This is a genomic window from Vibrio diabolicus (genome assembly GCF_011801455.1).
GTDB lineage: Bacteria > Pseudomonadota > Gammaproteobacteria > Enterobacterales > Vibrionaceae > Vibrio > Vibrio diabolicus.
In genome coordinates this window covers 265,105-286,271 of the sequence record NZ_CP042452.1, presented here as the reverse complement: position 1 = coordinate 286,271, position 21,167 = coordinate 265,105, and the positions used below count along the sequence as shown (strand labels likewise).

The following is a 21,167-nucleotide window of genomic DNA, read 5'->3' as shown; positions in this document are numbered from 1 at the left end:
TTAAAGGCTTAACACGCTTGCGGTCAGAGTTTGAACACAAAAAATGCGGCTACTAGAGCCGCATTACAATCCACAAACCTTCGGTCTGATAAGTGAAACGTTTATTGAGTGATAACGGTGAGCGTATCCCAATCAATCGTGAAGCGAATTTGTGCCTCAGTGTAGTGGCTCGTTGTGCCTTGATCGTACCAGTTACACGCATTGCGAGAGAAACCTTCTTCAACTTCTTTCATGCCAGCTCGTGCGATCATCTCCGTTTTGGGCTCTTCTCCACGCTCAAATTCTGGTGTGAACACGTACTGGAATTTCGGTTTGAAACCGTAGATCAAACGCGGCAAGTTCTCTTCGGGTAATAGGTTCTCGTTTGAACAACCTGTGTAGTGGTAAACACCCGCCCATTTACCGTAGTACTGGTAATCGTTGGTGTAAATTTGGCTAAGAGAGGTGGTCCACTTAACGCCCATACCGCGTTCCATGGACGCCTTTGGTTTGGCTGCGGTGACGTAATCCTTACTTGAGTAGCGAGACGTATAAGCCACACCTAGGTCGGTCGTCAACGAGCCAGAAAAACTTGGTGCCGAGCCCGGTGTTGCAGTCGTGGTTAAGCCGATAGACGGAGCAACCGTGGTTGTCGATACGGAAACATCATTGGCTTCGTTTTGCGGTGAGTAATCCTCACTAAATACCGGCGTGCCACCAGCTTGATAGATACTGTAGTCGAACGCGACTGGGTAGTTTTGAGTAAAACGGTCCACAATCGCAGCATCGTAAGTGTGTTTTACACCCGGATTACCTGGTACATAACCATTCCCTAGAGTGATCACGCGAGCCGCTTTTTTGTCGTTCTTTGAATTATGGAATAACTCAACCAGTAACTTCATTTGCACACGGCTACCACGAAACGCGTACGGGAAAAGCTCAGGCTCGCTTTGCATCACGACCTCATAGCTTTTCTTCACGTAACCTTCTAGCGCGATGTCATCAATCAAGACACTTTCTACAACCTTGTTATCAGAAGCAGCGGCAGTAGCGGAAATCCCTAACATTAAGGGAAGCAGTATTTTCTTATTCATTATTTTATTACCTTACTTGGGAACAGTCCCAATTTAAGCTAACACATTGAACAAGTAGCGACAAACAAACGAAAACGATTCACATTATCAATAATTTGACCTACACCCAGAAATGAAAAAAAACAGCCAACTTACGCTGGCTGTTTCGATGCAGTTAATGAATGACCCGTGCGTCCCCTTTAAATAACTGAGACAAATCGATAGTGAATATTGTCACTGTCGGACGTTTAGGCAGAGCATTTTCGATCGAAAACTCTGGCCCAGCTGGAACGAGGGGGAAGTGAATAGCCGTCGGCCACGTTGACGAAGCTTCATTACCGCTCGGCTCAGATATTGAGAAAGAAAACGCGGGTAAACGGGTCATAACACTTACCTCAAATGACTGATTCGCGGGCTCAAGCGAGCCCGCTTAGGTTTTGCAATGTTATTGTTGTTTTAACGCCTACTTAATCACTAACGATTGATAACGTTAGATATCAAGTTCTTTGTCTTCAACGTGGTTGGTGATCATCGCTTCAGTCGTGATCATCAAGCCAGCAACAGACGCCGCGAATTGAAGCGCTGAACGTGTTACTTTCGCAGGGTCCAAGATACCCATTTCGATCATGCTGCCGTATTCACCTGTTGCAGCGTTGTAACCGTAATCGGCATCACCCGCTTTGACAGCATTCGCTACGACTGAAGCTTCGTCACCTGCGTTAGTTGCGATTTGACGAAGAGGCTCTTCCATCGCACGTAGCGCAACTCGGATACCCACGTTTTGGTCATCGTTGTCACCTTTTAGATCCGCCAATTCTTTCGCGATCTTAGTTAGGGCAACACCACCACCAGCAACAATACCTTCTTCAACCGCTGCGCGAGTAGCGTGTAGCGCATCGTCCACGCGGTCTTTCTTCTCTTTCATCTCAACTTCAGTTGCAGCGCCGATCTTGATCACCGCTACGCCGCCAGAAAGCTTCGCAACACGTTGTTGAAGCTTGTCTTTGTCGTATTGAGAAGTGGTTGTTTCGATTTGTTTTTCAATCGAAGCCACACGATCAGCAATCGCGCTTGCTTCTGCTGCGCCACCCACAATAGTTGTTGTGTCTTTGGTGATGGTCACTTTCTTCGCGCTACCTAGTTGCTCTAGCGTTGCTTTTTCGAGTTCTAGGCCGATTTCTTCAGAGATGACCGTACCTGCGGTTAGTACCGCAATGTCTTCCATCATCGCTTTACGGTTGTCACCAAAACCAGGTGCTTTCACCGCAGTTGCACGCACGATGCCGCGCATGTTGTTCACAACCAATGTCGCTAACGCTTCACCTTCGATGTCTTCAGCAATAATCAATAGCGAGCGAGAAGATTTCGCCACTTCTTCTAGCACTGGCAATAGCTCGCGGATGCTGCTGACTTTTTTGTCCACCAATAGGATGTAAGGGTTGTCTAGCTCTACGCTGCCATTTTCTTGGTTAGTGATGAAGTATGGCGACAAGTAACCGCGGTCGAATTGCATACCTTCAACCACAGACAATTCGTTGTCTAGACCTTGGCCTTCTTCCACCGTAATCACGCCATTGCGACCCACTTTTTCCATCGCTTCTGCAATGATTTCACCGATCGCGCGATCGCTGTTTGCAGAAATGCTACCCACTTGGGTGATGGATTCTTTGTCGCTGCATGGCTTAGACATTTCACGTAGTTTCTCAACCGCCGCTTCAGTGGCTTTGTCGATACCACGTTTTAGGTCCATTGGGTTCATGCCAGAGGCTACCGCTTTAAGACCTTCATTGATGAAAGATTGCGCCAGCACGGTAGCCGTCGTTGTACCGTCACCCGCTTCATCATTCGCTTTGGACGCCACTTGTTTCACCATTTGTGCGCCCATGTTTTCGAACTTGTCTTTCAGTTCGATTTCTTTCGCTACAGACACACCATCTTTGGTAATGGTTGGCGCGCCGTAAGATTTATCAAGCACAACGTTGCGGCCTTTAGGGCCTAGTGTCACTTTTACTGCGTCCGCCAGTAAGTTCACACCTTTCAGCATTTTTTGACGTGCGTCATTAGCAAATAATACGTCTTTTGCAGCCATAATTATCTCCTCAAAAAACTACTACAAAAATAATTACTCAACGATTGCTAACACATCAGATTCGGACAGAATCAAGTATTCTGCGCCGTCAATTTTCTCGGTTTTCACCCCGTAACCGTCATTGAAAATGATTTGGTCGCCCACTTTGACTTCCATCGCAGCGCGTTCGCCATTTTCAAGGCGTTTACCTAAACCAACAGCAATGACTTTCCCGCGGTTTGATTTTTTCACCGACTGAGAAGTTAAAACGATTCCCCCTTCAGATTTATTTTCCACCTCTTGTCTTTCAACAATTAGCTTGTCATTTAAAGGACGAATTTTCATTTTTAAGTGCCTCCTACTTGGAACCAAAAATAAAAGACAGAATAAACATCAAGATGGATTTGCGAGTCGACCGCTCGCTTTCGATGAGAATAATAAGGTCGAAAAATTGGAGTTCAAGAGGTGGATTTCATAAAAATTTTTTATTGAATTGAATAAAATCTTCTATCGAAACTTTTGACATTCACGACCACTTAAAACCTCTTTATGATGGAAAATGTGTTCAATCAAATCTAGAGTGGTTACATACTCTTAAAAAGGATAATCAAACAATGAAAAAGGTCGTATCTCTGTTTCTTGCAACATTGTGCGTTGACTTGCTTCCTCCCAACGTGGCGGCTTCTGAGCGTGCTGAACAAGGGTGGCAACTGATTGAGAAAGGCGCAATGATTGTCGATGTACGCACGCCGCAAGAGTTCTCTGAGGGGCATTTAGACAATGCGGTCAATTTCCCTCTATCTGAGCTTGATAAACATTTCCAAGACGTCGATAAAGATCAAGCGATCGTATTGTACTGCCGCAGTGGTAACCGCTCTGGTAAAGCGTATCAATATTTGCAATCGCAAGGGTTCACGAATCTGCACAATGCAGGTGGCTTAGAAGAACTGCAAGACGCCAAATAATCATCTCTGTTCTAATTTCAAAAATAAAAGCACAGAGGGCGTTGCAGACTTATTGCAACGCCCTCTGTTACTAAATAATTCTCTTCCGCTACTACTCTATTTGGGCCCGGCCTCAAACTGAGTCAGGTTATCCGATATCTCAAGCCACGGCGCTTTGGACGCGACAAAAATATGGAAATTTGGCTTGTGGGATGGTGCATCATCCAAGACCCCTAGGCGAATATTGACAATCCCATTGTTCTTTTTCGAATACAGGCTCGATCCACAATGGCGACAAAAACATAACATGGTATTTTCGCTTTTCTGATAAGTTTGAATATCCTCTTTTCCTTGGATAATGAGCAACTTATCTAGAGTAATACCGCCCGCCGATGAATAGTCAGAGCCAGTAAATTTTCGACATTCCGAGCAATGGCAATTTCCCATGTACTTGAATTCATCTGCCACTTCCAATTTCACCTTACCACACAGACATGAGCCTTTGAGTACTTCCATTTGAGTCCCTTTTTGTTATGAATCTAATTGAATTAGACGAATACACCGACACCTTGCCACTGCAATGCGAAAAATTAAAGGCAGGTAATACAGGTTTTCAAAAATGAAACGAAAATGTAAAACACTCTACTCAGAGGAAAGATAGGTGTGCTCAGCACGTGAGAGCTCAAGCTATTGTCGATACAAAAACACCAAGCAAGACGCTTGGTGTTTTCTTAATATTTTGTCTAACACAGTCATCGCTCTTAATGAGAGACGCCTTGTTGAGAAAGTGTAGTGCTTAGAAAATGCAGTGCTTAGTAAAACTGGTAGCTTCGTTTGCACTCCAGTCACCTTTTGGCTTATCTTTCAAGTTCTCACACCATTGCTCGCTGCCCACACCATCTTGAAGAACACAGTGCTTCGCAAAGTCTACTGCGTTGTCTGCTGTCCATTCTGTTTTTGGCTTATCGCGCATGTCGTTACACCAGCCTTCAGTGCCCACTTCATCACTACAAGCGGTTAAAGCAGAAGCCGCCAACATCAGCATGACTAGTTTTTTCATAAATTTAAGGTTCCAGTTGCAAACAATATTAAAATAAAACTCAATCGCTTCAACAAATGCCCATTCAACTGTTGAACTAAGCAGTCACTTGTTGAAATGACTTTTGTATCAACTATAACGAAATTATCAGTCTACGTGTTAAGACACCGAAAAATTATTGAGCCAAGCTGCGTAAATGACACCATAAACACCTATAAGCAGCGCGCTTGCGTTAATGCGCTGATCTTAGAAGACCCCGTGCCAAAACATGATAAACGTAACTCTAACGCCATTTGCTCAAAGTGCTCGACCACCGCTTGAGTGCTTATGGTAGCCGCTTTCAAGACTGCGCCCGCTTGCCCAACGAGATTGGCGCCCAAATGTATGGCTTTCGCCGCTTCAAGTCCGTTATGCACACCACCTGAGGCGATCAAAGGTAATGTAGGATGCTGTGCTCGTATTTGAGTCAAACATTTTGCCGTTGGGATGCCCCAATCGCGGAAAAGTTCGGCTGCACGCTGCATTTTCGGGTTATCTTGGCAATAGCCTTCAACCGCGCTCCAACTTGTGCCACCCGCGCCCGCTACGTCAATGGCATCCACACCGGCGTCAACCAATCGCTGCGCAACGTGACCACTAATACCAAAACCGACTTCTTTAATAATGATCGGAACATTCACGCGAGATTTAAGCTGCTCGATAGCGTGTAAGACCCCAATCCAATTATGGTCGCCATTTTTCTGAAACGCTTCCTGCATTGGGTTTACGTGTACAAACAACGCATCCGCTTGAATGGATTCAACCGCACGCTGCGCATTATCAAGTTTACCTTTGTCGCGCAACTGAGCGGCTCCAAGGTTGGAATAAAGCGGCACATCTTTGGCTAAATCACGAATGGTTTTACCTAGACCTGCGTGTTGGCGCTCTTCTAAGCTAATACGCTGCGACCCCACGCCCATCGCAATGCCTAATTCACTGGCGGCTTCAGCCAAACGACAATTGATCACTTCAGCGTCTTTTGCTCCACCTGTCATTGAGCTAATCAAAAACGGCAGCGCCAGTCGGTGGCCAAGAAACTCTGTCGACAGGTCGATCGCCTGAAAGTCACATTCTGGCAGCGCGCAGTGTTCAAACTCGACAGACTCAAAGCCCGCCGTTTTATGCTTCATGCTCATGTCATGATGTAAAACAGCGTCTAGATGTAAATCTTTTCGGTTAGTTTGCGGAGCCATAATGTCACCCTAAAGTAAAACAGTCGCGCAGTATTGCGATCCTTATCAGTAACGTCAATGCGAATTTTCTGAATTCACGAGATTACTTTTCCGAAACCAGTAATGAATCACGACTTACTCTGACATTATAGAAAGAGAAACTCGCCTTCTGTTTTAAACAAGCAGGCGAGTGTTTCTCCAAGTTGAAGTAATCAGCGTGCGAGACACCACGATAAAAATGGGCCGCATACTTCTCTAATTTACTTTGCGCTTTCTGACAGAATCAGAGACACAACGGTGCTTGTGGTGGTTGGAGCAAACTGCTCAGGGTCATCACAGAATTGAATTTTCCCTTTTTCTTCAACGTGGAACAACGGCACTACCGAGTTCCCTTTGTGATGCGCTAAATAGTCTTGATACGTAAAGTTGTCGCTCAATTTCGTGTGTTTTATCTCTGCACCGCGGCTCAACAAACTGGCCAGTTGGGTATAGCTTACGTTACCGCCCATCAGCAATTTACCGTGGTACTCCTGAGCCACGGAGTGCTTCTCGCTACCATTGCCGTTGGTTTTCACTTTTTGCAAGCAGTGAACTTTATCTTCACCAAACTCGTCGACAAATTGCATGCAAGCCATAATGTTGAAATGCTGGTCAGGTGTTAATGCAACGACTTGTCCCACCCCTATCAGGTTCAAATTGTCATCTGCGTGACTAGAAATCGGATTCCCGTAATAGTAATCCAGCCCCAACATACGAACTTGACTGATGTACTCCCAGTTAGAATCGGTCATCAATATGCGGCGGTCATAACGTGCCAACGCTTGACCAATTTCTCTGGCTACTCGGTTAGCACCAATCAACAAGAAGCCGCGTGGCGCTGGCTCCGCGACGCCCAGCATCAATGCGACAGGACGTGCCGTTGCACTTTGTAAAACAACCGTTCCGATGATCACCATGAAGGTCATAGGAACCAGTAAAATCGCTTCATCAATACCGTATTCGGTCAATTTGATCGCGAAAAGAGACGAAATAGAGGCAGCGACAATACCGCGCGGTGCAACCCAAGACAGGAACAGTTTATCTTTAAGTCTCAAGTTACTGCGGATGGTTGAGAGGAAAATCGACAACGGACGCGACACCAACTGCATAAATACAAACAGCAATAACGCGCCACTACCCAGCGCAGCAAAATCATCCAAGCTGATGCGTGCAGCAAGGAAAATAAATAGGCCGGTGATCAGCAATATGGTCAAGTGCTCTTTAAAGTGCAGAATTTGTTGAATATTGATGCCCTTTGCGTTGGCAAGCCACATACCCATTACAGTAACCGTGAGTAATCCGGCTTCAGACTCAATATGGTTGGAGACGGAAAATACGCCGAGCACGATCATCAAAACCGCAAATGGCTGCAAGTATTCCGGTAACCACGCACGGCGCATAATCGTTGCGACTGCTGCGCCGGAGGCCGCACCAAGAATGACGCCCACGGCAATGAGCGTCCCGAACACTTCGACGCTATTTATCGCGCTGTGCGATACGATGAACTCATAAACCATCACAACAAAAAGCGCACCGAGTGGATCAATCAAGATCCCCTCCCAACGCAAAATATTAGCAAGCGTACTGTTAGGCCTTACCGTCCGAAGAAGTGGCACGATCACCGTCGGACCTGTTACCACGGTTAAGCTGCCGAACAACATGGCGAGCTCCCAAGTAAAACCGAGGAAATAGTGCGTCGCAATACTGGTTGCTACCCACGAAATGATGGCCCCGATGGAAACGATACTCCAGACTGAGCCACTCACACCGCGAATTTCTTTAAAATTTAGGGTCAAGCTGCCTTCGAAAAGAATCACCGCAACCGCCAATGAAACCAACGGAAAGAGCAAATTCCCTAAAATCTCATCTGGATTTAACCACTGCATAAATGGCCCGACAATCAACCCAGCTAGCAGCAAAAATAAAATCGCTGGTAAGCGCAATCGCCATGCCAACCACTGACAACCTAAACCAATGACCCCAACCGCTGATAGAACCAGCGCTTCATTACCCACTTGCATTAATCATTACCTGTTTTGTCTTTTTTCGCGTGAATGCGCTATACCCAAATAACCTCGGGCGTGCGGTTCAATAAGCATGACTTGGCATGCAGACTAAACGGCTTACCTTCGACTCTTCGACAGCATGCCTCTGAAATGCACATTTTTGAGGTCACTTGGGTATCGCATCAGAATTATGAATATAGTTGAACCCCAATGACTTAACGACTCATTTCTGTTCATCAGATCTTAAAGTGACACACAAGTATGTCGCTTTGTCGAATTCATCATTACGCATTGAGTTTCATTATGTAGAATGATTCTTAAAGAAAGCGCGGAACCTAGCACTATATGAAGCTAAGGCAAAGCGCTTGGACTAAGCTTTAGCGTACGTGCTCAAAGTTAAGAATCGTGTGTCACGCGACGTACGCAGGGAGAAATGGATTGTACGTAATACTAGCACTGTTCATGGCGTTGCTCGCCATCCTCATCGGAGTGAAAGCCGCCAACCGAGCAGCACTTTTAGAAAAAGAGCTAACCAAACTTCGTGAAGAGGTAACATCACTGCGAGTCAGTCTAAATAAGGACTCGAACCAACCAACGCGCCAACAATCCAGTGTTGAAGAGGTAACAAAAGAGGCAAACTCCTCATCCTCTAAGGAGCATGACCCGATTACCGACCGAGCATCTTATCCAAACGCAACACATCAAGCTCAATACCAGACAAGCGAAGTTCAACTGGACGTTTTTAGTCAAGAACAAGAGTCTATATTGCCAAGTAGAGTGCAGAGTCTGTTTAGCAACATTCAAGAAAACTGGTTGGTTTGGGTGGGCGCGCTGGCAATGCTAATTGGTGGGGGGTATCTCGTACAGGTTATTAGTAGTCACATTGAGTTTTCGCCACTTATGCGTGTGTCCTTTGCGTTTGTACTCTCGTTACTTATGGTGCTTGTTGGCGAATGGTTCCACCGCAAAGAACAACAAAATCCTCAACGAGCAACACGAGCCCAAGGCTTTACTTATGTGCCTGCCGCCGTTACCGGAACCGGGCTAACTGGCATTTACTGCACGGTTATCTTTGCGTTTGTTGTTTATCAAATGCTGACGCCTAGTGTCTCGCTTATCATCTTAGCCGCTGCTGCATTTTGTAGCTTGGCTCTATCTTTACAGCAAGGGCCGTTGATGGCGGTGCTTGGTCTGATTGGTGGATACACCGCACCGTTATGGATTGGTGGAAGCGAGCCTAATTACTTCTTATTAGCTGGGTATATCAGCGCGATCTTGGTCGCGGCAACATTGCTAATGCAAAAAGTGCGTAGTGCATGGATTTCTCCAAGCATCGCGCTTCCACATGTTGTTTGGATGCTGTTGCTCATTGAAAGCATGCCGCTTGAGACGCTTTTTTCTTGGCTGGCTATTTATCTCTCAATTACGCTTTATCTTATTTTCGCCGTTCCAAGACTGGGTTGGACACTCAATCCTCGTTATCATCACTGCCAGAATAAGTGGACAAATCCGCCGACCGCTACCTCTCTCGCGATTGCGTTATTGACCTTTTCGGCTGTCACTAGAATGCCAGAATTGGACACACTACAAATGGTGTACTGTTATGCGCTGCTCGTTGCGACAGTATGGCTCCCAGCGGTTCGCACAGGTTGGTCATTGCGCGTATTTTTGCCTTCCATATTGGTCTCTGCGACCGCACTTGTTGTCCTCACTGTCGCGTTTGACGCTTTGTATATGCCAGAACATGGTGCCAGTATCTTACTCGCATTGGCCACCAGTATTGCACTGATCTGCTGTCGAACTTATTGCCAGTCACTCAGTGACCGATCGCAACTTAGCGGCGTACTTCTGTTAGTACTGGCTCCTGCAATGAGTTTGATTACGCTGTTTTATGTCGACGAATTTATGCAAGGCTACCTGTGGCACTGGACTGCATTCTGCGCATTGGTGACCGTTTATTACGTTGTACTTGGTCAGCGCTTACATTCGCTAGCATTGGAATGTTCTGCCGTCATGCACGCTTTAATCGTAGGCATCGCCTTTGTTTGGTTAAGCGATACCTGGTTGACGACAGCAATCTCGATACAAGTTGCGGTAATGGCGCTACAGACTCAATCAGGGTTATTTCGCCCCGCAAGTTGGGCGATTAAAGTGGCGATGGGGATACTGGTCATCCGCCTCACACTTTTACCCTTCATCCCTGAATGGCAACCCGTAGAAGCAGGACATTGGGCTTGGGTTATTGTGAGTTACCTACCGTCTCTCATCATCCTGCTCTATGCTCGAGCAACGCTAAAGCAAGTGGACCTCGAACTGACCAACTGGTTTGAAGGCGCATTTTTGCATGTATTCTTAATGGCGCTATTCACCCAAACCAACTACTGGTTAACTGGGCAGTACGGCTATTTAGGACACATTGATTTCGCAAGCGCCATCGTTTTTGCTAACCAAGCGTTGGTTATGGGTTTGGTGTACAGCTACCGTAGCCAATTTGCACAACGCTTAAGCCGCATCTATGAAGCCTACAGCTACCTGCTTTGGTGTGCCTTCGCATTGCTGATAATTTTGCTTAATACGGCAGAGTCGCCATTGGTGACTGACAACGTCTCAGCCCAAGCTCTTCCCGTCATTAATATGCTAAGCGTCGGCTGGTTGCTGCCAGCTTGTATCCTACTTATCGCAACATTTAGAGGCTGGAATACGTTACAGGTTCATCGATTTGCGGTTGCTAGCCTAGGCTTTGCACTTGCTGCTATTTGGTTAGGTATGTCTATCCGTCAATTCTGGCAAACCACATCCATGATGTTGTACCAACCGACCAGCATGGCAGAACTGTTCAGTTATTCAGTAGCAGGTTTGCTCGTGGGTGGATTGCTTACTTGGCGCGGTGTGACACACAGAGGGTTGATGATGCAGCGCGTGGGTCTAGTGGTTTTAGCTTTTGTCGCACTCAAAGTATTCTTATGGGATGTTAGTTCTCTGGATGGGTTCTGGAGAGCAATCAGCTTCTTAGGTTTAGGAGCATCTTTAATCGCGCTTGGGTGGTTATTCCAGAAATTGAATCGCTCGGTGGCAAAAGCACTCGAACCATAAACGAATTAAAGAGAGATTCCCGACAATGCACCGTTCTCGTTATTGGGGGGCGATAGCGATGCAAAGCCGGGAATCATTGGAGTGTTCGTTATTTTAGCAACGCAACAACCGTATGACGACGCACGTTTGCTTGTGCATTCAACGCTTGGAAAGTCGAGGTAAACTCACCAGACTTCTGCACAAAACCATCCAGTTTTGCATTCACATCATCCACAGAAAGCTGCGCGGTTTTATTTTGAATTGAGCGCATTTGAGTATTCAACTCTCCATGAAATGCTTTCGCTTCCTGCAAGCTCGTTTGCACTTGTCTTAGGTGCTGGTTCACTTTGGCAATCGTCTGTTTCATACCATCGCGTGACGCCAAATCAAACCCAAGTTCTGCAATACCATCTGGCTCTGACTTTAGATTTAGAACGTTCGGCTGGCCCGCAGGAAAACGGTGCCCTTCGCCCGTGACCATCACTTTCTGCTGCATTTGCTGATAAGCGTTGTCTCTGGCTTCAAATAAAATGCTGCCATCGTCAGCTAATGAGGCGCGCATCCCTAAAGCAATCAAGCTTCGGTCAAGCATTTTGACAGTTCGAACACCATCGGCTTGTCCATCGAACTGAATCATTACCGCTTGACCCTGAGGGAAATCCAAACGAATTTGCTCAGCTTTGTCACTTAAGCGATGCACATTCAAGCCAGGAATAGAAAAGCGACGAATGTCTGCTTTATCTAGCTTTAAATGCAGTTCGTTGTTGAGCACTTTCTGGCCGTCGAAACGAGCATGCTCCACAACGTTCTGAATGGTGGCTTTAGAACGAACCAATGTATCTTGCAAGCCAGGCACATTTTGCACGCCTTGATTCACCGCTTGCGTCAAACCACGTTTAATTTGAGTCAGCTCTTTGCCAATCACCTGCAACGATTTCGATGCGATCTGCACTGCCGTCGCTTGCTGCTGACCCTGGGTCAGTTGAATCCCAGAGACAGAGTAGGCTGACGCAGTGTCAGCCTGAACTTGCGCCGGGCGCGGTTTAATTGCAGCATTTGAGTCTGCAGAACGGGTCGGCATGATAGAGGCTTGTTCTTGCCCACCCAAGCGTATGCTATGGGGTCTAACCTCTACTGTACTCATTACCATAAAAGAACTTCCTAACCTTATAGACGGTCAAACAACGATAGATCATTGATCTTTACATAGCTCGCTTGCGTTGCTTGCAAAGCCGCCATGTAATTGCTCAAGCGTACCGATGCTTCACCGTAATCCAGAGCTGAGAGGTCACCTGATACTTTATCGACGAACAGTTTATTCTCACCATGAGCACCGCCAACCAAATCTAGGTTATTGTGTCGGCCACCAATCTCCGTCATCGTGCCAAGTACGCTTGCCAACGTATCATCAATGGCACTTAGACTTGCGTCCACTTCAGCTTGGAAATTCGGACTCGGGTTCTCAAATTCTGTAATTAGATTATTAATTTGATCCAGTACGTTTTTGCCGCCACCAAGGTCCAAAATGTCCTTTGCCGTCATGTTGGAATCCATCGTTACGCCTTTCGCAATCGTCACGACACGTTTATCGCTGTTGCCCTCGATGACATAACTACCGCTTGCACTGTTTATAGCAGGGGTGTCAGTTTTGGTGCCTGAAAATAGGTAATGTCCTTCTTCATCCTGAGCATTGAAAGACGACTCAATTGAATCACGATAGCTCTTTAGCTCCGTGATCATACCGGTACGGTCTTGATCAGTCAGTGAGCCATTCGCGCCCCATAATGCAATATCACGCATGCTCATTAGGCTCTCTTTCACTGAGTCTAAATGTGTTTCTTGACTCGAAAGCGTGGTTTTGACGTTTGCGATATTGTTTTGATATTGGGCGATGGCGCTGTTTTCACGATCCAAATTAAGCAGCTTAATCGATGCCATTGGATCGTCAGATAGCTTAGTTAGACGCTCACCTGTCGTCATTTGTTGTAGCACGTGCCCCAGACCTGCATTGTTACCTTGCAGGCTTTGCAGCATCATTTGGCTAAATTGATTGTCACTGATTCGCATCTGGGTTTCCTTTAGAATAACTGCAATACAGAATCGAACAGCTGATTCGCTGTGCTGATCACTTTCATGTTGGCATTGTGTGCATTAGCAAACGTCATTAAGTTAGCCGCTTCTTCATCACTGTTAACGGCACTTACATTGTCACGAGCCGCATGTGCTTGCTTGTTCATGGCTAACTTAGCTTGGTAATCGGCGTCTGCTTGGCGTGCTTTAATCGCGGTTTGACCCACCATAGAACTGAATGCGTCATTCAAACTCACTGAGCCATAGCCAGTCACAGAAACAGGCTTGTTGCTTAAATTAATCAACGACTGCAATACATCCGCATTACCTGGCGTACCATCACTTGAAAACGCAAGCTCACCTGGAGTCAACTCAGTGATATCCAAACTTGCCGCTGGGTTGGCAGGGTCGTAGCTGAACAATGGTTTACCTGGGTTACCATTTAAATCTTGTCCAGTAGCGAGCACAGCGTTGTATTCATCCGCTAATGCTTTCGCCATGTCATTCAAAGCCAATTGGTTTGGTTTTAATACATCGGTTTGATAATCGTTAATCGCACCTAATTTGCCACCAAGAGAGTCACCAATCGCAAAACTTTGGCTTGAGAATGTTACGTGTAAGTCTGCTACGTAAGGGTCACTAGGATCTGGAACGGCTGCGAGTTTGCCATGGTCCGTGCCCATCACAAGTGGCTGACCAGAGGTCAACGTTACCTGAACACTGCCGTCAGGCTGTTCTGTTGTTCTGATTTCGATGGTTTGAGATAACTCGCCGATCAATTTATCTCGTTCATCCATAAGTTGCGATGGGTTGCCGCCTGTTCCTTGCATTTCAACCAGCTGCTTGTTTACCTTCGCGATGTTTTCCATGAGGCTATTCGCGTGGTTGAGTGCCGCATTACGCTGGTCGCTCATATCTTTATGTTGGTTGTGCAAAGACTCGGTCAACGTATTAAAGCGGCGCGCCAACGCTTCAGATTCGTTGATGATTTGTTGACGGTAAGGGATCGACTCAGGCTTAACCGTAGCATCGTTAAGCGCAGCGTTTAGAGAGTCCAAACCAGCAGAAATACTGAAGCCATCGGCCCCTAGCGTATTTTCCAATTGGCTCATGTTGCTGGTGTAGCCAGAAGCGTACGCCGCCATACTGTTAGTGGACCACGTTTGCTTAATCAGAAATTGGTCTGTAACGCGGCGAATGCTGGTGACCTCTACCCCTAAACCAGGGCTTAAGCGGTTGGCTTTTCCGTCATCAACTGATGCCATCAACGCTTGTTGACGGCTGTAGCCCACAGTATTCACGTTCGCCACGTTTTGTGCCGTTACGTCTAAGGCCACGCGGTTCGCGCCTAAACCTGAAAGGGCAATATTAACTAGGTTCATTTACAGCTCCATTTTCCTGATCAACGGCTGAGAAAACGCGGTAGTCATACCGGCCTCACCGAGCACCTGTTTTACAGAGGCGACGGCTTGAGAGGCGGTATTAAATAAGCTTGAGTTCCCCTCAATCTCGTTAGCATCAAGCTGTGAGATAGATTCAGAATTCGCACCTTTACCATCGTTTGCAGATGAGATGTTACGCGCAGCATCAAAGGCGACTTCGCGCATAGAGGGGCTAAGTTGCTGGATGAGCATATTGGCAATGCCAGAGCTCTGCTTTTTTGCCAGTTCCATTGCCAGTTGCCCATCGTACATATCGCGGAAAACACCTTGCTGTTGGCTCGCAAACGGGCTGTCTTTATCCGCTAGAACATCGCTGCTGCTGCGCATTTGACGCAGCACCATTTGTAAAAACATCGCCTCAAATTGACCCGCCACTACTTCAAGCGCGCCTTCCTGATCTCGACTCTGCTTGATGTTGGCAAGTGCGCTGTTGTCGTGATACAGCATCGAATTCAGTTGAGTTTGTTCATTGGTACTGTCTAGTTTCATCCTTAACTCCTTAAATCACGACCAATTCAGCGTTCAATGCACCCGCTTCGCTCAGTGCTTGCAGGATAGACATTAAGTCAGTAGGTGTGGCACCTAAGCTGTTTACCGCAGTCACAATAGTGTTGAGCTCCGTGCCTGGAGGCCAAATCACCATTTGAGCTAAATCTTCGTTCACATCAAGATCCGTTTGGTTAACGACTTTCGTATCGCCATTTGCAAACGCATTTGGCTGACTGACTTGTTGTGATTCAGAAATTCGCACGGTTAAGTTGCCGTGGCTCACTGCCGCCTCACTCACTTTGACACTCTTACCGATCACGACCGTTCCCGTGCGAGAGTTAAAGACAATTCGAGCCGGCTTGCGGCCTTCCACGACGCTCATTTCTTCAAGCATCGACATCATCACTACGCGCTGTTGGGTATCTTTTGGTGCACGCATATCAATGCGCGCTTTATTGATCGCAACAGCAACGTTAGGCCCAAAAGTATTGTTAATTTCACGCGCGATATTTTTTGCCGTCGTGAAGCTTGGTTTACGCAGGTTTAAGGTGACTTCATCACGCTGGTTGAAATCAGTTTTGATTTCTCTCTCTAACGTCGCACCATTCGGGACGCGACCTGCCGTTGGTGTATTAACTTCGACTTTGGAGCCGCTTCGCCCTTCTGCAGACAAACCGCCCACCACGACGTTTCCTTGTGCAATGGCATACACTTCACCATCAATACCGCGTAAAGGCGTCAACAATAGCGTACCGCCACGGAGGCTTTTCGCGTCACCAATTGAAGACACGACCACGTCCAAAGTTTGTCCGGGGCCCGCCATTGGATCAACGGTTGCTGTCACGCTCACAGAAGCCACGTTTCGTAGCTTAGGGTTCATACTGTCATCAATTTGAACCCCAAACTGACGAAGCATGTTGGTAATAGATTGAGAAGTAAATTTCACTTGGTTTCGGTCACCCTGGCCAGCTAAGCCAACCACCAAACCATAACCAACCAATTGGTTTTCTCGAATGCCGCGTACATCGACCAAGTCCATGATCGGAATTTCCACTTCAGCATGTGAAGTGGTTGGTAATCCCAAGGTCAACACCAATAGGAAAGACATAAAGAAAGATTGCATTGTCTTCATTAGAAAGGTACCCATGGGCTGTTGAAGAATTGAGTTAGCCATCCGGCTGCGTTGCTGTCAGCCAGAGCTCCGCGACCTGCGTAGGTAATTCGTGCATCAGCAATTCGTTGAGAAGAAACTTGGTTGCTGCGATTAATATCATCCACACGAACAATGCCAGTGAGACGAATAAACTCATCTCCCTGGTTTAGGCGCAGCCATTTTTCGCCACTGATACGCAATACACCATTAGGTAATACCTCGTGTACCGTTACGGTGATTGCACCTTGCAGCTTATTGCCCTGTGAGCTTGAAGCACTGCCATCAAAGTTGCGGCTGCCATCGACACTAACCCCTAACTCATCGAACGTTTTCGTTCCTATGGTCGGCGCCGCGAAATTAACCGCTGAGCTTTTGCCAAACTTAGTACCCGCTTTTTTGCTCGATGAGGTTTCTTCTGATAGTTGAACCGTTAACACATCGCCAACTCGGTAAGCACGACGATCCTGAAACAGGGTCATCGTGTATTGGTGACGATAAAGGCTACCAGACTGGGTTTCCGGCAACGTGTAATCGAGCGTTGGTGGTGCGTATTCCTCGGCATTTGGCTCAGGCGGAATAAATTCCTGACGGCCGGCACATCCCACCAGCAACACGGCGGCTACTGCCCAACTCTTAGAAAGCCATTTCATTGCTTTTTCCTTCATCATCACCAATTTCATACTTACATTGATTGCGAAACAAACTTCAGCATGTCATCTGCAGCAGAGACCACTTTCGCATTCATCTCATACGCACGTTGAGTCGTGATCATGTCGACCATCTCTTCCACGACTTGTACGTTTGAACCTTCCAATGCACCTTGCTTGATGAGGCCTGCGCCATCTTCACCAGCAATCAGTTCATCTGCCGGGCCGCTGGCTTCCGTTTCACGGAACAAGTTACCACCCACGGCCTCTAAGCCTGCTGGGTTAATGAATTTTGCGAGAGTGATTTGACCCAGCTGCTGTGGCGTTGGATCGTCCGCCGTCGTTGTTGTTACCGTGCCATCAACACCAACAGAGAATGAAGAGGCATTATCTGGGATCTGAATTTGTGGCTCTAACGGCAAGCCTTGGCTGTTAACCATCAAGCCTTCAGAGTTGACATGGAACTGACCATTACGTGTGTACATGATCTGTCCATCCGAGTTTTCGATTTGAAAGAAACCCTGTCCCATTACGGCAAGATCCAACTCTTGTGTTGTATTTTGAGTGTTACCTTGCGTAAACACTTTTTGCGTGCCAACTACGCGAACACCGCTACCTAGCTGAATACCACTTGGCAACTCGTTAACTTGGTCTACTTGAGCACCAGGTTGACGCTGAATGCTGTAGAAAAGGTCTTCGAATACAACTCGGTCACGCTTAAAGCCAACTGTATTTACGTTCGCTAGGTTGTTAGAAATGGCAGTCATCTTCGTGTCCTGCGCTGCCATGCCTGTTTTACTTACCCATAATGCTGAATGCATTTTTTATTACTCCTTGCGGGGCGAGACTTATCTCGCCGCCATTAATTTATTACCAGCTTGTGCCAACGTCTCGGCCGTTTTCATCATGCGAACTTGCATCTCGAAGTTACGCGTTAACGACATCACGCTAATCAACTCATCAATGGCAGATACGTTACTGCCCTCGATGTGCTCAGGAGAAAGTTGCACGGTTTCATCGGCAGCGAATGGCACGCCATCTACACTGTGCAGTAGGCTGTCACTCTCTTTTTGAAGTTGGTTCATTTCTGGTTTAACCAACTTCAACGTTCCCGCGACGATTTCTGCGCCACCACCTGGCGGAATCACGGATACTTGACCACGCTCGCTGATTTCAATCTTTTGATAATCAGGCACAACCAAAGGCCCATTTTCACCAAGAACAGGAAAACCGTTGATGGTCATGGCACCAAAAGTGTCGACTTGGATATTGCCCGCTCGCGTGTACGCTTCGTTACCCGCAGGAGTTTCAACAGCAAGATAACCCTCACCCATGATGGCGACATCCAACGGGCGTCCCGTTTTCATAATGTCGCCAGAATCAAAACGCGTTGAGGCAGAGTTGGTCACAACCATAGTGCGACCATCAAAACCTGGGCCTTGCATTTCTACACTGCGCACGCGCTCCATATCCGCTCGAAAGCCAGCAGTATCAGCGTTTGATAAGTTGTTTGAACGCACGTGCTGAGCCTTAAGAACTCGACTCGCACCTGACGTTGCAGTAAATAACAAGCTATCCATGCAAAACTCCCATTACACCGCGTTAAACAAAGCTTGAGTTAGCTTGTCGCTGGTAGAGATGGTTTTCGCGTTTGCTTGGTAGTTACGCTGTGCGGTCATAAGCGCCACAAGCTCACTGGTTAGGTCAACGTTAGAACCTTCTAGCGCACCTGGGGTTAAATCACCCAACGTACCTGAACCAGGGACACCCGTGATTGGCGCACCAGAGCTGAAGCTTTGAGTCCATGCCGTACCACTCACTTTTGCTAAACCTTGTGTGTTGGCGAAGTCTGCAAGTACAACTTGACCTTGCAGCTGTGATTGGCCGTTAGTGTAGGTCGCGTAAACCATGCCATTACCTTCAACGCGTACACCTGCAAGCTCACCGGATGTATAGCCGTTCGGGCTGTTAGTACTTACGCCGAATTTCGCACCGAACTGCGTGCTGCCCTTCAAGTTAATGTCGACACTCATCGCGTTTGCGCCTGCCGCAGGGAATGAAACATTAAACGGAGCCGTCGGTGAAGAAAGCGAACCGTCTTTGTCAAACGTTACTGGCACCGTTGTCACTGGTGTTGCACCACCATCCACTTGAACATTCACTTCCCAAGAGTTAGAAGCGGTCTTAGTGAAGTACTGAGTTACCGTGTGCGAGTTACCCAGCGAGTCATAGACTTTTGTGGTGTAAGACGAATTGAATGAGTTTGGATCGTCCGGATTAAACGGCGTTACCGTTTTATCAATGGCAGACGCACTTGCATCAAAGTTTGCAACAAAATCAAGACCGTCTGTCGCTTTTGCATTCAGTGATGACGTAGATACTTGGATATTGCCCACAGAGCCTGTCATCAGGTTGTTGTTGCTATCCACACTGTAACCTTGCAGTTTTGCGCCACTGTTAGCGGTAACAAAGTTATCTTTATCTGTCGCGAATACACCTGAACGCGTGTATAGCGTTTGACCCATGTTGTCTTTAGTGACAAAGAAGCCACCACCGTTGATCGCCAAGTCCATCGCACGGCCAGTTCCTGAGATACTGCCGTCTTTGTCGAAGTTCTGTGAAATTGACGCGACTTCTACACCACCAGGTTGCATGCCGTTGTATACTGCGGAGAATTCTGTGCGGCCACCTTTAAAACCATACGTTGATGCGTTGGCAATGTTGTGACTGATTGTGTTTAGCTCTGTGTTGGTCGCGTCCAGACCACTTAGTGCGATGTTAAAACTCATAAAAAGACCTCTGATTTCCCTATTTGGTTAAGCACCAAACTGAGTGATTTGATAGAAAGGAACGTTGCCAACGCCATGGACATTGACTAATGCTGCGCCGCCAGTATTTGGAATACGCACTTGCTCAACAGTGCCAGCCATGAGCACATTTGGACTTGCTTGCCCTTCTTGCACTTCTACTGCCACTGAGTATTTGCCTGGTTTAAGACCAAGTTCTTCAGGATTAATTGAAAAGTCGACGTCACCTTTGCCGTGAGCACCTAATGGCACTTTAGTAGATTGACCAAACTCATCTTTCACAACTAACGTCACTTGGTTTGAGCTATGAGCCAGTTCGATTTTTCCGTTCTGAACGCCTTCACCAAGCTCAAATTCTTTGGAATTGACGTAAACAGTTTGTCCTACGAGCCCCGCTGTCGATAGCACTTGCATGTTGTCGAGGAGAATCATGCTCTGTTGCATTGTCTTGGACATATTCTCGGTACTTTGAACTTGAGAGAATTGAGCCAACTGACCAACGTATTCCGTGCCATCAAGTGGGTTAAGTGGATCTTGGTTTTGGATCTGCGCCACCATCAAAGAAATGAATTCGTTCTCTAATGAAGAAGCACTGTTCATATCTTTAGGATTTGGTGCAATGCCATTGTTCTCTTTTGCTTTAGTGCTCACAGGAGCATCAGACGATAAAGGTGTATATTGTGCGAGACTCATTAACTGCCCTGCCCTAATCTAAGCAGACCTTGCTGCATACTTTTCACATTTGATAACACTTCAACATTGGTTTCGAAGCTACGTGTCGCTGACATCATGTCTGCCATTTCAGCCACGACATCGATATCTGGGTAATACACATAACCTTCACCATTGGCCAACGGGTTGTTTGGCTCAAAGCGTTTCTCGGCTTCTCCCGCATTTTTCACAACGTCAACAATGCGAACTTCAGCATTGGGATAAACCCCGTTTTCCGTTGTCAGCTGCGCTTTTTGGTACACAGTCGCGAATACGGGCTTCAGCGCTTTATAAGCGTCATCTGGATTTGCAGACACCGCGTCCGCGTTAGCTAAGTTACTGGCGACCGTGTTAAGACGCACAGTTTGTGCCGTCATCGCGGATCCAGTGATCGAGTAAATATCAGTGAATGACATA

At 47.0% G+C, this 21,167-nt stretch carries 21 protein-coding genes; 2 read left to right on the top strand and 19 right to left on the bottom strand.

The annotated features are described in order from the left end of the window. Window positions 1-101 precede the first annotated feature (101 nt). The 4 genes from FR741_RS16745 to FR741_RS16730 form a co-directional block, all read right to left on the bottom strand. The gene (locus tag FR741_RS16745) at window positions 102-1,073 is read right to left on the bottom strand and encodes a leukocidin family pore-forming toxin (protein ID WP_167427246.1); all 972 of its coding nucleotides are present in this window, start codon (window positions 1,071-1,073) and stop codon (window positions 102-104) included. 154 nt (window positions 1,074-1,227) lie between these two features. After that, the gene (locus tag FR741_RS16740) at window positions 1,228-1,437 is read right to left on the bottom strand and encodes a hypothetical protein (protein WP_005395278.1); all 210 of its coding nucleotides are present in this window, start codon (window positions 1,435-1,437) and stop codon (window positions 1,228-1,230) included. A 105-nt stretch (window positions 1,438-1,542) separates the two neighbouring features. After that, window positions 1,543-3,141, bottom strand: a complete 1,599-nt coding sequence (groL, locus tag FR741_RS16735; RefSeq protein ID WP_005395280.1) for a chaperonin GroEL — start codon at window positions 3,139-3,141, stop codon at window positions 1,543-1,545. 33 nt (window positions 3,142-3,174) lie between these two features. After that, window positions 3,175-3,465, bottom strand: coding sequence for a co-chaperone GroES (locus FR741_RS16730; protein WP_005373989.1), 291 nt, complete (start codon window positions 3,463-3,465; stop codon window positions 3,175-3,177). 269 nt (window positions 3,466-3,734) lie between these two features. Here FR741_RS16730 and FR741_RS16725 point away from each other — a divergent pair, with 269 nt between their 5' ends. Next, the gene (locus FR741_RS16725; protein WP_167427245.1) at window positions 3,735-4,085 is read left to right on the top strand and encodes a rhodanese-like domain-containing protein; all 351 of its coding nucleotides are present in this window, start codon (window positions 3,735-3,737) and stop codon (window positions 4,083-4,085) included. Between the two features lie 96 nt (window positions 4,086-4,181). On the opposite strand, the gene FR741_RS16720 is transcribed toward FR741_RS16725, so the two are convergent. The 4 genes from FR741_RS16720 to FR741_RS16705 all read right to left on the bottom strand — a co-directional run bounded on the left by FR741_RS16720 (window position 4,182) and on the right by FR741_RS16705 (window position 8,374). Continuing rightward, the gene (locus FR741_RS16720; protein WP_152813441.1) at window positions 4,182-4,580 is read right to left on the bottom strand and encodes a GFA family protein; all 399 of its coding nucleotides are present in this window, start codon (window positions 4,578-4,580) and stop codon (window positions 4,182-4,184) included. A gap of 280 nt (window positions 4,581-4,860) precedes the next feature. Then, a complete protein-coding gene (locus tag FR741_RS16715; RefSeq protein ID WP_005395285.1) occupies window positions 4,861-5,124 on the bottom strand; it encodes a DUF3012 domain-containing protein in 264 nt (87 codons plus the stop codon). A gap of 191 nt (window positions 5,125-5,315) precedes the next feature. After that, window positions 5,316-6,335 carry a type 2 isopentenyl-diphosphate Delta-isomerase gene (fni, locus tag FR741_RS16710; RefSeq protein WP_006741316.1) on the bottom strand — a complete coding sequence of 340 codons (1,020 nt, stop codon included), beginning with the start codon at window positions 6,333-6,335 and terminating at the stop codon, window positions 5,316-5,318. Window positions 6,336-6,574: 239 nt separating this feature from the next. Beyond that, on the bottom strand, window positions 6,575-8,374 hold the full coding sequence (locus FR741_RS16705; RefSeq protein ID WP_167427244.1) for a cation:proton antiporter: 1,800 nt from the start codon (window positions 8,372-8,374) through the stop codon (window positions 6,575-6,577). 447 nt (window positions 8,375-8,821) lie between these two features. Between FR741_RS16705 and FR741_RS16700 the strand changes: the two genes are divergently transcribed. Further along, window positions 8,822-11,452: a DUF2339 domain-containing protein gene (locus FR741_RS16700; protein ID WP_408646637.1), complete on the top strand. Its 2,631-nt coding sequence runs from the start codon at window positions 8,822-8,824 to the stop codon at window positions 11,450-11,452. Between the two features lie 88 nt (window positions 11,453-11,540). On the opposite strand, the gene FR741_RS16695 is transcribed toward FR741_RS16700, so the two are convergent. The 11 genes from FR741_RS16695 to flgC are packed head-to-tail and all read right to left on the bottom strand — an operon-like array spanning window position 11,541 to window position 21,166. Further along, window positions 11,541-12,581, bottom strand: coding sequence for a flagellin (locus FR741_RS16695; protein ID WP_167427242.1), 1,041 nt, complete (start codon window positions 12,579-12,581; stop codon window positions 11,541-11,543). A gap of 17 nt (window positions 12,582-12,598) precedes the next feature. Beyond that, entirely contained in the window at window positions 12,599-13,498 is a 900-nt protein-coding gene (gene flgL / locus FR741_RS16690; protein ID WP_005395290.1) for a flagellar hook-associated protein FlgL, read from the bottom strand. 11 nt (window positions 13,499-13,509) lie between these two features. Next, window positions 13,510-14,883 carry a flagellar hook-associated protein FlgK gene (gene flgK / locus FR741_RS16685; RefSeq protein ID WP_005395291.1) on the bottom strand — a complete coding sequence of 458 codons (1,374 nt, stop codon included), beginning with the start codon at window positions 14,881-14,883 and terminating at the stop codon, window positions 13,510-13,512. Continuing rightward, window positions 14,884-15,432 (bottom strand): rod-binding protein, encoded by a 549-nt coding sequence (locus tag FR741_RS16680; protein ID WP_005395292.1) that lies wholly within the window; start codon window positions 15,430-15,432, stop codon window positions 14,884-14,886. It lies immediately after the preceding gene. A 10-nt stretch (window positions 15,433-15,442) separates the two neighbouring features. Beyond that, window positions 15,443-16,579, bottom strand: a complete 1,137-nt coding sequence (locus FR741_RS16675) for a flagellar basal body P-ring protein FlgI (protein ID WP_408646636.1) — start codon at window positions 16,577-16,579, stop codon at window positions 15,443-15,445. Continuing rightward, window positions 16,564-17,235 (bottom strand): flagellar basal body L-ring protein FlgH, encoded by a 672-nt coding sequence (gene flgH, locus FR741_RS16670; RefSeq protein WP_005395295.1) that lies wholly within the window; start codon window positions 17,233-17,235, stop codon window positions 16,564-16,566. Before flgH ends, FR741_RS16675 begins: the two co-directional genes overlap by 16 nt. Window positions 17,236-17,267: 32 nt before the next feature. After that, window positions 17,268-18,053: a flagellar basal-body rod protein FlgG gene (gene flgG, locus FR741_RS16665; RefSeq protein ID WP_005395297.1), complete on the bottom strand. Its 786-nt coding sequence runs from the start codon at window positions 18,051-18,053 to the stop codon at window positions 17,268-17,270. Window positions 18,054-18,080: 27 nt separating this feature from the next. Then, on the bottom strand, window positions 18,081-18,812 hold the full coding sequence (gene flgF / locus FR741_RS16660) for a flagellar basal-body rod protein FlgF (protein ID WP_006741308.1): 732 nt from the start codon (window positions 18,810-18,812) through the stop codon (window positions 18,081-18,083). Between the two features lie 12 nt (window positions 18,813-18,824). Beyond that, complete coding sequence (gene flgE / locus FR741_RS16655) at window positions 18,825-20,021, bottom strand: flagellar hook protein FlgE (protein ID WP_005395301.1); 1,197 nt, start codon at window positions 20,019-20,021, stop codon at window positions 18,825-18,827. 27 nt (window positions 20,022-20,048) lie between these two features. Continuing rightward, window positions 20,049-20,732: a flagellar hook assembly protein FlgD gene (flgD, locus tag FR741_RS16650; protein WP_005395303.1), complete on the bottom strand. Its 684-nt coding sequence runs from the start codon at window positions 20,730-20,732 to the stop codon at window positions 20,049-20,051. Then, window positions 20,732-21,166 (bottom strand): flagellar basal body rod protein FlgC, encoded by a 435-nt coding sequence (gene flgC / locus FR741_RS16645; protein WP_005395305.1) that lies wholly within the window; start codon window positions 21,164-21,166, stop codon window positions 20,732-20,734. The genes flgD and flgC overlap by 1 nt, the downstream gene beginning before the upstream one ends. Between the last annotated feature and the right edge of the window lies 1 nt (window position 21,167).

Coding starts and splice junctions, on each gene's coding strand:
- fni (WP_006741316.1), bottom strand. CDS start 6,335: ATGGCTCCGCAAACTAACCGAAAAGATTTACATCTAGACGCTGTTTTA.
- FR741_RS16675 (WP_408646636.1), bottom strand. CDS start 16,579: ATGGGTACCTTTCTAATGAAGACAATGCAATCTTTCTTTATGTCTTTC.
- FR741_RS16695 (WP_167427242.1), bottom strand. CDS start 12,581: ATGGTAATGAGTACAGTAGAGGTTAGACCCCATAGCATACGCTTGGGT.
- FR741_RS16745 (WP_167427246.1), bottom strand. CDS start 1,073: ATGAATAAGAAAATACTGCTTCCCTTAATGTTAGGGATTTCCGCTACT.
- FR741_RS16725 (WP_167427245.1), top strand. CDS start 3,735: ATGAAAAAGGTCGTATCTCTGTTTCTTGCAACATTGTGCGTTGACTTG.
- FR741_RS16720 (WP_152813441.1), bottom strand. CDS start 4,580: ATGGAAGTACTCAAAGGCTCATGTCTGTGTGGTAAGGTGAAATTGGAA.
- FR741_RS16715 (WP_005395285.1), bottom strand. CDS start 5,124: ATGAAAAAACTAGTCATGCTGATGTTGGCGGCTTCTGCTTTAACCGCT.
- flgG (WP_005395297.1), bottom strand. CDS start 18,053: ATGCATTCAGCATTATGGGTAAGTAAAACAGGCATGGCAGCGCAGGAC.
- flgE (WP_005395301.1), bottom strand. CDS start 20,021: ATGAGTTTTAACATCGCACTAAGTGGTCTGGACGCGACCAACACAGAG.
- flgF (WP_006741308.1), bottom strand. CDS start 18,812: ATGGATAGCTTGTTATTTACTGCAACGTCAGGTGCGAGTCGAGTTCTT.
- flgD (WP_005395303.1), bottom strand. CDS start 20,732: ATGAGTCTCGCACAATATACACCTTTATCGTCTGATGCTCCTGTGAGC.
- flgL (WP_005395290.1), bottom strand. CDS start 13,498: ATGCGAATCAGTGACAATCAATTTAGCCAAATGATGCTGCAAAGCCTG.
- flgC (WP_005395305.1), bottom strand. CDS start 21,166: ATGTCATTCACTGATATTTACTCGATCACTGGATCCGCGATGACGGCA.
- flgK (WP_005395291.1), bottom strand. CDS start 14,883: ATGAACCTAGTTAATATTGCCCTTTCAGGTTTAGGCGCGAACCGCGTG.
- FR741_RS16700 (WP_408646637.1), top strand. CDS start 8,822: ATGGCGTTGCTCGCCATCCTCATCGGAGTGAAAGCCGCCAACCGAGCA.
- FR741_RS16705 (WP_167427244.1), bottom strand. CDS start 8,374: ATGCAAGTGGGTAATGAAGCGCTGGTTCTATCAGCGGTTGGGGTCATT.
- FR741_RS16680 (WP_005395292.1), bottom strand. CDS start 15,432: ATGAAACTAGACAGTACCAATGAACAAACTCAACTGAATTCGATGCTG.
- flgH (WP_005395295.1), bottom strand. CDS start 17,235: ATGAAATGGCTTTCTAAGAGTTGGGCAGTAGCCGCCGTGTTGCTGGTG.
- groL (WP_005395280.1), bottom strand. CDS start 3,141: ATGGCTGCAAAAGACGTATTATTTGCTAATGACGCACGTCAAAAAATG.
- FR741_RS16740 (WP_005395278.1), bottom strand. CDS start 1,437: ATGACCCGTTTACCCGCGTTTTCTTTCTCAATATCTGAGCCGAGCGGT.
- FR741_RS16730 (WP_005373989.1), bottom strand. CDS start 3,465: ATGAAAATTCGTCCTTTAAATGACAAGCTAATTGTTGAAAGACAAGAG.